The following is a 13488-nucleotide window of genomic DNA, read 5'->3' as shown; positions in this document are numbered from 1 at the left end:
CGTCCGCCGTCCGCCAGCCGGCCGGACCAGGCCGGTCCCGGACCCCGGACCCCCAGGAAAGCTGACGTAAGAGAGGGACACCCACATGCGTGACGCGTATCACGAGGAACTGGACTCGATCGGCGACGGCCTGGTCGAGATGGCCCGGCTCGTCGGGTCGGCGATCGGGCGCGCCACGACTGCCATTCTCGACTCCGACCTGAAGCTGGCCGAGACCGTCATCGCGGCCGACCAGAAGGTGGACGACCTCCAGCACGAGCTGGAGGCCCGAGCGATAGCCCTGCTGGCCCGCCAGCAGCCGGTCGCCACCGACCTGCGCATCGTGGTCACCTCGCTGCGGATGTCGGCGGACCTGGAGCGCTCCGGCGACCTGGCCCAGCACGTGGCCAAGCTGGCGCGGCTGCGCTTCCCGGAGAAGGCGATCCCGCACGACCTGCACGCCACGATCCTGGAGATGGGCCAGCTCGCCCAGCGCCTGATGGCGAAGGCCGCCGAGGTCATCATCACCAAGGACGTCGACCTGGCGCTCCAGCTGGAGCAGGACGACGACGAGATGGACCTGCTGCACCGCACGCTCTTCCAGCACCTGCTGGACGACAAGTGGAAGCACGGCATCGAGACCGCGGTCGACGTCACCCTGCTCGGCCGCTACTACGAGCGCTTCGCCGACCACGCGGTGTCCGTCGCCAAGCGCGTCGTCTACCTGGTCACGGGCGAGCACGCGAACGAGCTCCAGCCGGACATCCAGCCCGACATCCAGCCGGCCACGGGCGTGGAGGGGGTCTAGGTCCTCCGGCCGGGGCGCGCGATCCACGCCCGGGGCGCGCAACAAGCCCCCGTGCGCTGTTGGTGCGCCGGGCGGCGTGGGCAGGAGAGGGGCGAACAGGGGCCGCGCGACGCCGTCCGCCGCCCGTCTTTCGTGGCTGAAGGAGGGACCCATGGCCGAATCGCCCGGCACGCCCGATCCCACGCAGGAACGTGACACCCGGCAGCCCGCCGAGGCGAGGCGCCTTCCGCTGGTCGGCGCCTGCGGGTGCGGCTCCGGCTGCGGCTGCGGCTGCCAGTCGGGCAATCCGTGCCAGTGCGGCTGACCGTGCCGGTACGCCGTGTGGGGCTCCGCCGATCCGGCGGGGCCCCACACGTGCCCGCGCCGCCCGCCCGGACGCCTCGCCGCTCCACGCCACTCCCGGACCCGGGGGCGGGTCGGGACGGCGAGGCGTCCGGGCGGGCGGGCGCGTCCTCCCGGACGTGTCAGGTGGCCGGTTCCGTCGGCACCTCCGCCCAGACCGTCTTGCCCACCGGGTGCCGCGGTGTCCAGCCCCAGCGCACGGCCAGGACGTCCACCAGCAGCAGACCCCGTCCCGACTCCCCGTCGGGGTGAGCCGCGGGCGCGGCGGCGGGCGGCCGGCGCGCACCGGCCGCGTCGCAGACCTCGATCCGCACGAGGCCCGCCTCCGCGTCCAGGCCGAGCAGGAGCCGGCAGCCGCGCCCGGGGACGTGCCCGTGCCGCACGGCGTTCGCGGTCAGCTCGCCGACGACGAGGGCCACGGCGCAGGACGCGTCGGACTCCGGCGGATACCCCCGCTCCCCCATCCACCGCACGGCGAGACGCCGGGCGGACCGGGCGCCGCGCGCCGAGGAGGCGAACGGGACGGCCAGCACCCCGGCGATCCCGTCCCCGTCCCGGTCACGGTCCGCACCCGCACCCGCACCCGCACCCGCACCCGACGCAGGCTCCTCGTCCGAGGTGGTCGTTCCTGTCAGCACAGCGTGTCCGTCCTTGCCGTCGCCCCTGAGCCGCCCCGCGCCGTACGCGAGTCGTCACGTTCCGTACTCAAGGGTCGGCGCACACCCCTACGCTCGACAGGTGACAGAGCCTTACCTTTCGGTTCGTAAGGAACGGAAGTGACGCCTTGGCCAACGGAATCGACCCCAGTACGTCGATGGCGGCGCTCTTCGGCGCACGCGTACGCCGACTCCGTACGGACGCGGGCCTGACCCAGGCGGAACTGGGCCGCAGGACGCACGTGGTGAGCACCAGGATCACCCAGGTCGAACGGGCCTCCGGGGCGAAACCCACGCTGGAGCTGGCACGCGCCCTCGACGCGGCGCTCGGCGCGGACGACCTTCTGGTCGAGCTGTGGCCGTACGTGTACCGGGAGGCGTTTCCGGACTGGTCGCGGAAGTTCATCGAATTGTCCGGGCAGGCGGCTTCCATCAGTCAGTACGCGGCACACGTGGTCCCGGGACTCTTGCAGACGGAGGCATATGCGCGTGCGGTGCTGAGTCTCGACGTACTCCTCAGCGGCGAGGAGCAGTTGGAGGAACGCGTGGCCGCCCGGCTGGGCAGACAGGAACGTCTGCGTTCTGCCGACCGACCGGTCCTGTGGGTCGTGCTGGACGAGGCCGTCCTGCGACGTCCGATCGGCGGACCGCAGGTGATGCGGGAGCAACTGGCCCAACTGCTCGCCGCGGCAGGCACACCCCACGTCGAGGTGCAGGTTCTGCCGTTCGATCAGGGCGGACACGAGGCAATGGGCGGGTCACTAACCGTCCTGGCGCTTCCGGACGGAACATCAGCGGCGTACACGGAGGGCGCCGACTACGGCCAGCTCATCGAGGAAACGGCCCATGTCAGCCGCTACACCGTGATTTACGATCGCCTGCGGGCGGCGGCTCTGCCGCCGCTCATGTCGCTCGACATGATCCGGTCCGCGATGGAGGGCACCTACCGTGGCGCGAATATCCCGTCTCGAACGGAACGACGCAGAGTGGCGCAGGAGCAGTTACAGCAATCAGGCGGGAGGGGACTGCGTGGAGGTGCTGGACGGAGTCCCCGGCATCGTCCCCGTGCGTGACAGCAAGGTGCCGCACGGGCCGTCGATCCCCTTCTCCGAGGGCGTCTGGGCGCTGTTCGTCGGTGAGTTGAGGAGCGGGACGCACCGCCTCTGACGTCACCGGGGTCCGGTCGCGGGCCGCCGTGCGGGATCGCCGGACCCCCGTCCACGGGGGACCGGTGGCCCGCCGGCCCCCTTGAGAACCGGGCCGTCGGGCCTGCCGGCCTTCCGGCTGCGCCGGACGCCGCTGCCGCTTCCCCGCCGCACGCCCGAACCGCCCCTCGGGGAAGGGGACGTTCCCGCACGGGTGGTTCACCCGTTCCAGACCTGCGACGGCTGCAAACGCGCCTTCCGTGCTCCGGCGCCGGGTCCCTGCCGGGACTGCCGGCCCCCGGCCTCCTGCCCACGGTCCGCTGACGTCCCGCCGGGCGGGCGGGCGTTCACCTCTTCTCCCACCATGCGAGGGCAACCGTTCACGTGTCCCGAGGGTCTGTTGGGGTGACGCCGCCACGGCGTGGAGCGCGCGGCTGCGTGCGCACCGCCGCGGGCGTGCGGCGGGACCACCCGGGGACACGGCAGGACGACACGGGAGTGTGAACGGCATGGGACGGCGACGAATCCTCGCGGCGTGCGCGACGGCGCTGGCGGTGACCGGCGGGGCACTGGCGACGGTTCCCGCGCAGGCGGCACCCGCCGCGGGCTCGGCAGCGGCCCGCGCGGGCGACCTCGACGGCGACGGCTTCGGTGACCTCGCGGTCGGCTCCCCGAGCGGCACGATCGCGGGGTACGCGAAGGCGGGTTACGTGTCGGTGATGTACGGCACCGCACAGGGCGTACGCACCACCCGCCACAAGGGCATCACCCAGCGCACGGCGGGCATCCCGGGGACGCCCGAGGCGGGCGACCGGTTCGGTTCCGCCGTGGCCGTCGGCGACGTGGACGGCGACGGCTATGCGGACCTGGTCATCGGCGCGGGCGGCGAGGCGATCGGCACGGTCAAGGGCGCCGGCTCGGTCACCGTCGTCTTCGGCGCGAAGGGCGGACTGGGCAACGACGCGATCGCCTTCCACGCACCCACCCCGACCGCCCGCCAGGGCTTCGGCGACCGCATCGCCGTCGGCGACTTCGACCACGACGGCCGCGACGACATCGCCGTCGCGGCCGGCACCAAGGTGCAGGTGGTCAAGGGCGCCGCCAAGCTGCGCGACACGGCCAAGCCCGCGATGAAGGCGTTCACCCCGCCCGGTGGCGGCGCCGGCACGGGTCAGATCGCCGCGGCGGACGTGAACGGCGACGGGTACACCGACCTCGCCACCGTGGCGTACTTCGACGACCCGGCGGACGAGGGCACCCTCGGTGTCCTCGCCGGTTCCGCGACGGGCCTCACCACCAAGGCGCTCGGCAAGACGGGGCTCCCCTTCGCCGGCTACAGCGTGGTGGCCGGGGACATCACCGGCGACGGCAGGGACGACCTCGTCATCGACACCGGCTTCTCGGACGGCCCGGACGACTTCCTGCTCCGGATGTACCCCGGCACCGCCACGGGGCTGGGCGCCGGAGTCGCCTACGGAGGCCCGGCACAGCCCGGCCGGGCGACCCGGCTCGCCGACTTCGACGGCGACGGCCACGCCGACCTGGTCACCGCCGACACCGGCGCACCCGACCCGGACGGCTTCAACAACGCGGGCGCGGTGACGGTCGTGAAGGGCACCGACTCGGGCCTCGACGCGGCGCACCAGCAGACCATCACCCTGAACACACCGGGCGTGGCCGGGGCGAGCGAGGGCAACGACCTCTTCGGCGCGGCGGTGACGGCGGGCGACTACGACGCGGACGGCAAGGCCGACCTCACGGTGGGCGCCCCCGGCAAGTACCTGGGCACCGGCGCGGTCAGCGTCATCCCGGGCTCCCCCACCGGCCCGACCGGCACGAACTCCATCCTCGTCAACCCCGAGTACCTGAACCACCCCCCGGTCAAGGCCGCCTTCGGCTCGGCCCTGGGCGCAACGACCCGCCCCTGACGGGCCCCCGAGACCGAACCCCGGCGCCGCCTCCGGTTCAGCCCCCGGGCCCCGGCGGCGCCGGCCCGGTTCGGGACCAGCGTCCAGGCACCGGAGCCGGCTCCCCTGTCCGGGCGTCGGCTCCCACGTCATGGGCGCCGACTCCCGTTCGGGCTCCGGCTCCTCCGTCCGGGCTTCGGCTCCGGTTCGGGCCCAAGTCCACGAGCAGGCGGCGTCGTTCGCGCCAACTACAGCCTTGCTGTTGCGACTTCGACACGTCCAGCGCCGCCCGGTCCGGGCTTCCGTGCGATCCGAGGCCCGAACAGACACGGCGCGACCGCAGACGGGGACGGGACGCCGGGGCCCGGGCAGGGCCGGAGCGGGCGACGGCCGGGGCGGGTTGGGCCGGAGTGGCTCGGTGTGGCTCGGGACGGGTCGGAGCACGCCTAGAACCTCCCCGTCCACCACGCGGCGTCGAGGCTGTGCGCGGGAACCACCTTCGCTCTCGCCAGAATCTTCGCGTCGAGGGGGAGGACGAGGGCACGCAGTTCACGCGCGCTCCGGGGCGGCAACGCCCGCAGCACGACAGCCAGGTGCCCACGGAAGTCCACGCCGTAGCAACCGCACGCTCGGACGGAACACCCGGAGTCCTCCATCTGGTCGAGGAGGTGCCGGAGCGGTCCGTGGGCCAGGGTCCGCCAGTGCCAGAACGCCTCTTCCACGGACTCGGGCCAGAAACGCGCCCGTTCCAGCCGCCGCAGATCAGCCGTGCACGATCCGGAGAGTCCGTGAATCGAGGGATACCGGCGCCTCATCGGGCGGCGGCTGGGTATCTCGCCCCGCAGGGCGGAGGGGCGCCTACGCGGCACGAGCCCTTCGTCTGTCGTTCATGCCAGGAGCATGGCCGGGCAAGCGCCGCGCCGCAACGGCATATTCGGGGCCGTCTGCTCAGCTCACAGGGCGTCGATCCGCCAGGCGATCACGCCGGTTGCCCCTGTGGCGCCGTCGACGTCGATGTGGATCGGCCGGTCCGCGGAGATGCGCTGCTGAACCACTGACGCATCGCAGGGCACCGTGGTCCTGGAGCCGGCGGTCGCGGGCACGAACGCCAACCGCGCGCTCCCGCTCCCCGCACACACCGGGTTGAGCCGGTAGGTCTTTCCTCTGCCGAGCGCGGGCTCGGTGTGGATACCGTCGGTCACGCGTTCCACGCCGGCCTCGACCAGTGTTCCGCCCCGACCTGCGTCGAGGGCCGATTGAGCCCGCGCGGTGAGCTTTTTCTCCGTCAGCCGAGGTGCCGTGCGGGGAGCGACCGGAGATGGCGGTGAGCTTTTCGCCGGGCGGTCCCCACCACTTCCCGACGTCGTGCACGAGCTGAGCACGCAACACAACAACAGCGACGCAGCAGTGGCAGCGCCGGCCCATGCGCGCCGTGAACCGATGCCCATGTGACACCTTCGCGGTGGACCGCCCCCGTGGCGATCGAACGTCTGGACACTAGACGGGACGACATCTGCGCAACAAGAGCATGATCGATGTCCTGAGGAGAATGTGAGCCTGGCCGTCGATCGGCGCCCCTGGCCTCGAAAGGGCGGCCCGGGACCCGAGAAGGGGCGGAGCGCTGTCGGGCAAGCACATCAGGGCCCTCGCCGACTACCCCGGCCACTCGGCCCCAGGGCTGACGCTCCGCGTGTACGCGCGTCTGATGCCGACGAGCCAAGAGCGCACCCGCAATGCCGTGGCCGCCGCCTTCGCCCCGGCCCGGGCCGCTGGTCGTCGTTGGTCGTCATTGGCCACTGCCGGGCAACCTCGGACGACCCAGAGACGGCACAACCTCGACCCGCTTGACCGACGCCCGGGATCGGCGAGGAGCGTGAGTTCTGCCGATGTCTACGATGCAGGCCATGGGGGCAACTGATTCCGCACCGTTCATACGCGCTTGTTGGCTCTCATGGCTCGCCGTTGAGTCGGCCGACCAGGCGGAAGTGGTCAAGGCTCTCGGTTTGGCGGACATACGGGAGACCACCTGGACCGACGGCGTGGAACTCATCGACGAGGTGGCGCACGACGAGGAGGAACCGTTCTCCACCGTCGTCGTCACTCCACCCATCCAGGGATGGATTCTGGTCGTCGGACCGTACTTCGGGCTGCCCTACTCACAACAAACTGCGCATGTCACCGACCTGTGCCGACACCTGAGCGCCCACTTCGGCAAAGCCCACCTCTTCTTCCACAGTGAGCAGAACGACGGTGAGGCGTGGCTGATCGCCGAAGGTGGACGGATCCTCCGGCGGTGGATCAGTGAGCAGCCTGAGCTCGCCCTGGGCGAACCGTTCGGTGTCGAGCGGCGGCTCCTCGACGCTTATGGCATCACGGGCAAGCCCGAGGATCTCGACCCCAGCACTGACCTGGCGGGCGACTGGACGGCGACCTGGGGGGGATTGCTGGGCCACGACGGTTGCAGAGGAATGCAGCATCAACCCCACCACAGCCACTGCGGTTACGGGCAGTCTGCTGGTCGCAGCCGCTCCGTCCTTCGCGTAGCCGCACCGTCTGTATCGAAGAGGGTGCCGCTGAGCACCGCTTTAGAAGTCATCTCATTTGGCGAGTCTGCGGTAGCAGATGAGAGTGCAGGCGATGCTACTGAAGGCGAGGAAGTGCTCGGCTTTGCGCTCGTAGCGACGGTGGAGGCGACGGCATCCAGCGAGCCATGCCATTGAGCGTTCGATGGTCCATCGGTGCCGGCCGAGCCGCTGTGAGGTCTCGACTCCTTTTCGGGCTATGCGGTGCCGGACGCGCCGCTGGGATAATCATCGCCGCAGGTGGGAGTAGTTGTATCCCTTGTCGGCGTGCAGCTTCTCGGGCTTGCGCCGACGGGGGCCTCGCCGGGATCGGATCGGCGGTATGCCCTTCACGAGCGGGATCAGGGCCTGGCTGTCGTGGACGTTGGCGCCGGAGATGCCGACAGACAGGGGCAGACCGGTCCGCTCGGTGATCAGGTGGATCTTTGAGCCGTATTTGCCTCGGTCGACAGGATTCGGACCTGTCAGGTCCCCCTTTTCAGGGCCCGCATGTTCACCGAGTCGATCGCGCATCGGGACCAGTCCAGGCCGCCGCGGGCGCCGAGTTCGTCGAGGATCAGGCGGTGCAGCTTGGCCCACACGCGGGCCTTCGTCCACTCCGTGAAGCGTCGGTGAGCTGTCGCGCCGGACGGCCCGAACGAGGCGGCTGGCAACTGCTGCCACGTGCAGCCCGACGTCGCCACGAACACGATCGCTGCGCGCACCTCACGGTCGCCGTGCCGACGCCGGCCACCACCCTGAGGCCGTGATGGTGCCTCCGGCACCACCAGCTGGAACAACTCCCACAACTCGTCCGGCACCAGCCGCTCAACGATCCCCACCACAGCGGACAGCCTACTCAACCAAATGAGATGACGTCTGAGTACCTCGGCCACTCGGACCCTGGCCTGACGCTCCGTGTGTACGCGCACCTCATGCCGTCAAGCCGGGAGCGTACCCGTAACGCTGTGGCCTCTACCTTCTCTCACGCTGCGAGCCGCTCATCCGTTGAAACTATGGGCGACTGAAAGTGTAAATGTCATCCGTGAAGACCGCCTCGGCCGAATCGTCACACCGGATACGCCCCACCAGCGCACTTCAGCAAGATCGTGTTACGAGCTCGTAGGGAACGGTCTTGAGCACACCGGGCATTCTAGGCGAGATGAGCAGCTCATCGTATCGGTTCCACTCCAGAGCGTGAACATGGTCACGCGGTGATTCCTTGCACATACAAATCTCAGAAGGGGAGCATAAGGAAGCTCACGGAAGACATACAGAAGCATCCGGCAGCGAAAAGAGAAGACGTGCGCGCTACGTATTTCCGCAGGTCCACCGCGACGTTCATCGCGGCAGCGGGGGCCGCTGTCCTGCTAACCGCACCGATACCCGCGAATGCATCCACCGAGGCGCCCGCAGCAGCCACGGCGAGCGCGTCAAACCCCTGCAAGTCGCAGCACTACTCCAAGGTCGCCTATACCTTCTACATCGGCCCGAGAAAGATGCCTCTGCGCTGCGGAACGAAAACTTGGGGCTACAACCACATAGTTGAGCGTGGACGCTGGAGCACCAGCTTCAAGAACAAGATCAGTGACACACTCTTCAACGGCTACGAGAGGACTGCCGGGGTGTACTACCGATACAAGGTGGGCACTGGTTGCTCCTCGAAGCCTCCGAGGAAGAACTTCAAGGTGGTCGTCAACAAGGGCCCCCTTGGAGGGACGCCGGGCGGTCTGACGCCCCAGGGGATCATTACAGCCACGGTAGAGTACACAACCCCGGCCGTAGCGGCAGCATCAGCGAGTGCAGAGGCAAAGTGCTGAGAGGACCCATATGGCCACCCCGGAGCAAGTAAGGGAAGTACTCGCCCAAAGACTTTCAGGACTGCAGAGCGAGGGAGGAGGAACCTCTCTTGAAATCCTTGAGGTGAAGGTGACGTCTGTCTTCCCTAAATTGCTTCTGGAAATCCGGGTCAGCGTCTCAGGGCAACTCTGGGAAGTCTCACTTGACTACCAGGGTTATGAAGCAAGTTTGGTAAGCGGAGACCTCTCCGAAGAGAGCCTGAATTACCTCGGGATGCTCGTGCGAACCCACCTATTCGAGTGGTGGCACACAAAGGACACAGAGAAGTTCTCAGCGCGCATGGGGAAAAGACTGGACTGAGAGAGTGAGGCTTTCCATCATCGGGCTGAGCTGGCCAAATGCAGGGTGAGGACGGCCTGGACGAGGCGGGTGATCCGGGTGGTCGAGCACCGGAGCCTGCGAAGGAGCCGCCAGGACTTGAGGGTGGCCAAGGCCTGCTCGACGAGGGCGCAGCACGAAGCTCTGGTGGAGACGGATTTCTTGGTCGAGAACCCTCTACCAGGGGGTTCATCCGTCTGTCAGCCCAACTGCCTATCCCGCCGGACAGGTTGGAGGGAGCTCACTGACCACCCCCGGACACCCGAGCGCCCCCGCCGTGGCAGTCGGCGGGGGCGCTGCAGTTTGTGCCTACTGCTGCCGGGCCCGCAGCTCCTCCATGACCGCCCGCACCACCGGCCGGGCCATCTCCACATCCTCTGAATTGCTGGTCAGGATCTCCACCAAGATCCGGACCACCTCAGCCGCGGGCACGTCCGCCACGTCCAGCTGACCGGCCGCCCACGAGGACCAGCCCTTGAGCCTGCGGTGAAGGCCGGCGGCATGTGAGCCGTTGCTGCCGCCGTGGCCGGATCGGTCGCCGGGACCGAGGCCGGTGTCGGACCGGCTCTGCCTGCAAGGCATCCTGTTCGTCCTCTACGACGGCATGGCCTGGCAACTTCTGCCCTTGAAGCTGGGGTTCGGCTCGGGACGGACATGCTGGCGCCGGCTGGACCGGTGGCAGAAGGCAGGAGTCTTCGACCAGCTGCACCGGGTCCTGCTCGCCGAACTGAACGCGGCCGGCGAGCTCGACTGGTCACGGGCGTGCGTGGACGGTTCCCACATCCGCGCGAAAAAAGGGGGACCCGACACCGGTCCGTCGCCGGTCGACCGGCGGAAGACGGGCAGCAAACACCACCCGATCTGCGACGGACGCGGCACCCCGCTCAAAGTCATCACGACCGCGGCCAACGTCAACGACGTCACCCAGACCCTCGCCCTGGTCGACGGCATCCCACCCGTCGCGGGCCGCCCCGGCAGGCCCCGCCGACGACCCGACGCCCTGCTCGGCGACAAGAGCTACGACTCCAACCCCAACCGCGACGAGCTCCGCCACCGACGGATCCTGCCCGTCATCTCCCGCAAGGGATCACCCAACATCAAGGGCATCGGCAAGCTCCGCTACGTCGTCGAGCAGACCTTCGCCCTGCTCCACCACTTCAAACGCCTCGCAGTCCGCTGGGAACGCCGGACTGAACTCCACGACCCCATCGTTTCCCTCGCCTGCAGCCTCATCTGCTGAAGACGACTCAAGAAGGCCCGATCATGATCGTGTTTTAGCTCTAAGCGCCACGGCCCAGCGGCGGCCCCGGCGCAACAACAAGCCCCCTGCCAGCGGAGAAACCGCAGGTAGGGGGCTTGTTCGCGGGCGCTTACTTCTTCTTGCCCTGGTTCTTGACCGCCTCGATCGCCGCCGCTGCCGCGTCCGGGTCGAGGTAGGTGCCGCCCGGGGTGAGGGGCTTGAAGTCGGCGTCCAGTTCGTAGGAGAGCGGGATGCCGGTGGGGATGTTCAGGCCCGCGATGTCGGCGTCGGAGATGCCGTCGAGGTGCTTGACCAGGGCGCGCAGGCTGTTGCCGTGCGCCGCGACCAGGACCGTGCGGCCGGTCAGCAGGTCGGGGACGATGCCGTCGAACCAGTACGGCAGCATGCGGACGACGACGTCCTTCAGGCACTCCGTCTGCGGGCGCAGCTCGGGCGGCAGCGTCGCGTAGCGCGGGTCGTCGAACTGCGAGTACTCGGCGTCGCGGTCGAGCGGCGGCGGCGGGGTGTCGTAGGAGCGGCGCCAGAGCATGAACTGCTCCTCGCCGAACTCGGCGAGCGTCTGGGCCTTGTCCTTGCCCTGGAGGGCTCCGTAGTGACGCTCATTCAGGCGCCAGCTGCGGTGGACCGGGATCCAGTGGCGGTCCGCGGACTCCAGCGCCAGCTGCGCCGTGCGGATCGCGCGCTTCTGGAGCGAGGTGTGGACCACGTCGGGCAGCAGGCCGGCGTCCTTGAGCAGCTCACCGCCGCGGACTGCCTCCTTCTCGCCCTTCTCGTTGAGATTGACGTCCACCCAGCCGGTGAACAGGTTCTTCGCGTTCCATTCGCTCTCGCCGTGGCGGAGGAGGATCAGCTTGTACGGTGCGTCGGCCATGGCCCCGAGCGTAATCGAACCGCCCGGTCGCCCGCGCGCTCGGCCGCCAGTCGGACACCTGTGCACCCGTTGCGCCGTCCGGCGCCCGCCCCGGCGCCCGTCGGTTGACGGCATCTGTTAATCGAGTGGCTCTCCGAGGCCACCCCCTCGTAAGTTGTGTTCACCGCTTGAGCCGCTTACATCCGTGGGGGATCTCCATGCCTGTCGCCGTCGTCGGACGTGCCGTCCGCGAGACCGTCTCCGGGCTCCCCCGCGCGTTCTGGTGGCTCTGGGCCAGCACGCTCGTGAACCGGCTCGGCGCCTTCGTCGCCACGTTCATGGCGCTGTACCTGACCCTCGACCGGGGCTACTCCGCCTCGTACGCCGGTCTCGTCGCCTCCCTGCACGGTCTCGGCGGCGTGGTCTCCTCGCTCGTGGCAGGGGTGATGACCGACCGGTTCGGGCGCCGCCCCACCCTCCTCGTCGCGCAACTGTCGACCGCCGGCTCGGTCGCGCTGCTCGGCTTCATGTACGACCCGGTGGCCATCGCGGCGGTCGCCTTCCTGGTGGGCATGACGAGCAACGCCTCGCGTCCCGCCGTGCAGGCGATGATGGCGGACATCGTCCGCCCCGAGGACCGTGTCCGGGCCTTCTCCCTGAACTACTGGGCCATCAACCTCGGCTTCGCCGTCTCCTCCGTGGGCGCCGGTTTCGTCGCCGAGTTCAGCTACCTCGCGGGCTTCCTGATCGAGGCCGGCATGACCCTGGTCTGCGCGCTGGTGGTCTTCGCGAAGCTCCCCGAGTCCAGGCCCGTGCAGGCGGCCAGGGACACCGTGCCCGCCGTCGGGCTGCGGACCGTGCTGCGCGACGGCCGGTTCATGAGCGTCGTCGGCCTGTCGTTCCTGGTCGCGCTGGTCTTCCAGCAGGGTTCGGTCGGGCTGCCGGTCGCCATGGGCGAGGCCGGGTTCACCCCGGCCGACTACGGAACGGCGATCGCGGTCAACGGCGTGATGATCGTGGTGCTCCAGATCCCGGTGACCCGTTTCATCGAGCACCGGGACCCCCGGCGACTGCTGATCGTCTCGTCGGTCCTCGCCGGGTACGGGTTCGGGCTCACCGCGTTCGCCGGATCGGTGGGGGTCTTCACCCTGACCGTCTGCGTGTGGACCCTCGCCGAGATCGTCAACGCCCCGACCCAGACCGGGCTCGTCGTCCGCCTCTCCCCGGTCCACGGCCGGGGCCGCTACCAGGGGATGTACACCCTCTCCTGGGCGCTCGCCTCGCTGGTCGCCCCGGTCATGTCCGGTGTGGTCATCGACCGCTTCGGCGCCGCGTACCTGTGGGGGCTGTGCGCGCTGGTCGGCACCGTGGCCGGGTTCGGCTACGCGCTGCTGATGCGCCGGCTCCCCGAGGAGGGCCCGGTCCGGGAGCCCGTCCGCGCGTCCGTCCCGGAGCCCCGTTCCGCGTCCCCGGCAAAGGAGGCGGTCGTCGAGGTCACGCCGGCCACGGTGGGCTGCGGTCCCGCGCCGGAGGCCGCCCCCACGCCCCTTCCCGCGCCGGCGTGCACGTCTGCGGCCACGTCCCCATCCGAGTCCACGTCCGCGTCCCGCACGGGTACCACCCCCGCCTGACCAGGGGCTCTGGCCTTCTCGGGCGGTGCCAGACCACCACGGAGCCGCCCATGGCGCGAGCGATGCCGCAGGCCGCAGGCCGCAGGCCGCAGGCCGCAGGCCGCAGGCCGCAGGCCGCAGGCCGCAGGCCGCAGGCCGCAGGCCGCAGGCCGCAGGCCGCAGGCCGCACG

The 13488-nt window shown here is 69.8% G+C and carries 14 protein-coding genes and 2 pseudogenes; 9 read left to right on the top strand and 7 right to left on the bottom strand.

Annotated elements, in window-relative coordinates:
• The first annotated feature begins 85 nt into the window (after positions 1–85).
• Both phoU and ACGFS9_RS01860 read left to right on the top strand, forming a co-directional pair.
• Positions 86–787 (top strand): phosphate signaling complex protein PhoU, encoded by a 702-nt coding sequence (phoU, locus tag ACGFS9_RS01865; RefSeq protein ID WP_393249750.1) that lies wholly within the window; start codon positions 86–88, stop codon positions 785–787.
• Positions 788–938: 151 nt separating this feature from the next.
• On the top strand, positions 939–1091 hold the full coding sequence (locus ACGFS9_RS01860) for a hypothetical protein (protein ID WP_393249748.1): 153 nt from the start codon (positions 939–941) through the stop codon (positions 1089–1091).
• Positions 1092–1251: 160 nt separating this feature from the next.
• Here the strand turns inward: ACGFS9_RS01860 and ACGFS9_RS01855 are convergent, their stop codons facing one another.
• On the bottom strand, positions 1252–1671 hold the full coding sequence (locus ACGFS9_RS01855) for an ATP-binding protein (RefSeq protein WP_393250493.1): 420 nt from the start codon (positions 1669–1671) through the stop codon (positions 1252–1254).
• A 272-nt stretch (positions 1672–1943) separates the two neighbouring features.
• On the opposite strand from ACGFS9_RS01855, the gene ACGFS9_RS01850 reads away from it, so the two are divergent.
• The 3 genes from ACGFS9_RS01850 to ACGFS9_RS01840 all read left to right on the top strand — a co-directional run bounded on the left by ACGFS9_RS01850 (position 1944) and on the right by ACGFS9_RS01840 (position 4858).
• Positions 1944–2858: a Scr1 family TA system antitoxin-like transcriptional regulator gene (locus ACGFS9_RS01850; RefSeq protein WP_393250491.1), complete on the top strand. Its 915-nt coding sequence runs from the start codon at positions 1944–1946 to the stop codon at positions 2856–2858.
• Positions 2815–2952 (top strand): DUF397 domain-containing protein, encoded by a 138-nt coding sequence (locus ACGFS9_RS01845; RefSeq protein WP_393249746.1) that lies wholly within the window; start codon positions 2815–2817, stop codon positions 2950–2952. The genes ACGFS9_RS01850 and ACGFS9_RS01845 overlap by 44 nt, the downstream gene beginning before the upstream one ends.
• 487 nt (positions 2953–3439) lie before the next feature.
• Complete coding sequence (locus ACGFS9_RS01840) at positions 3440–4858, top strand: FG-GAP-like repeat-containing protein (protein ID WP_393249744.1); 1419 nt, start codon at positions 3440–3442, stop codon at positions 4856–4858.
• 425 nt (positions 4859–5283) lie between these two features.
• Here the strand turns inward: ACGFS9_RS01840 and ACGFS9_RS01835 are convergent, their stop codons facing one another.
• The 3 genes and pseudogenes from ACGFS9_RS01835 to ACGFS9_RS01825 all read right to left on the bottom strand — a co-directional run bounded on the left by ACGFS9_RS01835 (position 5284) and on the right by ACGFS9_RS01825 (position 8234).
• Positions 5284–5559, bottom strand: a complete 276-nt coding sequence (locus tag ACGFS9_RS01835) for a hypothetical protein (RefSeq protein WP_393249742.1) — start codon at positions 5557–5559, stop codon at positions 5284–5286.
• A 231-nt stretch (positions 5560–5790) separates the two neighbouring features.
• Positions 5791–6039 (bottom strand): hypothetical protein, encoded by a 249-nt coding sequence (locus tag ACGFS9_RS01830; RefSeq protein WP_393249740.1) that lies wholly within the window; start codon positions 6037–6039, stop codon positions 5791–5793.
• Between the two features lie 1395 nt (positions 6040–7434).
• Positions 7435–8234: pseudogene (locus tag ACGFS9_RS01825) on the bottom strand (IS5 family transposase).
• A gap of 468 nt (positions 8235–8702) precedes the next feature.
• On the opposite strand from ACGFS9_RS01825, the gene ACGFS9_RS01820 reads away from it, so the two are divergent.
• Entirely contained in the window at positions 8703–9218 is a 516-nt protein-coding gene (locus ACGFS9_RS01820) for a hypothetical protein (protein ID WP_393249738.1), read from the top strand.
• Positions 9219–9228: 10 nt separating this feature from the next.
• Positions 9229–9558 carry a hypothetical protein gene (locus tag ACGFS9_RS01815; RefSeq protein ID WP_393249736.1) on the top strand — a complete coding sequence of 110 codons (330 nt, stop codon included), beginning with the start codon at positions 9229–9231 and terminating at the stop codon, positions 9556–9558.
• A 17-nt stretch (positions 9559–9575) separates the two neighbouring features.
• Here ACGFS9_RS01815 and ACGFS9_RS01810 read toward each other — a convergent pair.
• Positions 9576–9713, bottom strand: a pseudogene (locus ACGFS9_RS01810) (IS5/IS1182 family transposase); the annotation flags it as partial.
• Positions 9714–9885: 172 nt separating this feature from the next.
• The gene (locus ACGFS9_RS01805; RefSeq protein WP_393250545.1) at positions 9886–10158 is read right to left on the bottom strand and encodes a hypothetical protein; all 273 of its coding nucleotides are present in this window, start codon (positions 10156–10158) and stop codon (positions 9886–9888) included.
• Between ACGFS9_RS01805 and ACGFS9_RS01800 the strand changes: the two genes are divergently transcribed.
• Positions 10088–10816, top strand: coding sequence for an IS5 family transposase (locus ACGFS9_RS01800; RefSeq protein ID WP_393249734.1), 729 nt, complete (start codon positions 10088–10090; stop codon positions 10814–10816). The two genes, ACGFS9_RS01805 and ACGFS9_RS01800, sit on opposite strands and share 71 nt — an antisense overlap.
• Positions 10817–10946: 130 nt before the next feature.
• On the opposite strand, the gene ACGFS9_RS01795 is transcribed toward ACGFS9_RS01800, so the two are convergent.
• Entirely contained in the window at positions 10947–11708 is a 762-nt protein-coding gene (locus ACGFS9_RS01795; protein ID WP_161303734.1) for a phosphoglyceromutase, read from the bottom strand.
• Positions 11709–11905: 197 nt separating this feature from the next.
• Between ACGFS9_RS01795 and ACGFS9_RS01790 the strand changes: the two genes are divergently transcribed.
• Positions 11906–13318, top strand: a complete 1413-nt coding sequence (locus tag ACGFS9_RS01790; protein ID WP_393249732.1) for an MDR family MFS transporter — start codon at positions 11906–11908, stop codon at positions 13316–13318.
• Positions 13319–13488 lie beyond the last annotated feature (170 nt).

The organism is Streptomyces sp. NPDC048566, from assembly GCF_043199735.1.
GTDB lineage: Bacteria > Actinomycetota > Actinomycetes > Streptomycetales > Streptomycetaceae > Streptomyces.
This window is presented reverse-complemented; position numbering and strand designations above follow the sequence as displayed.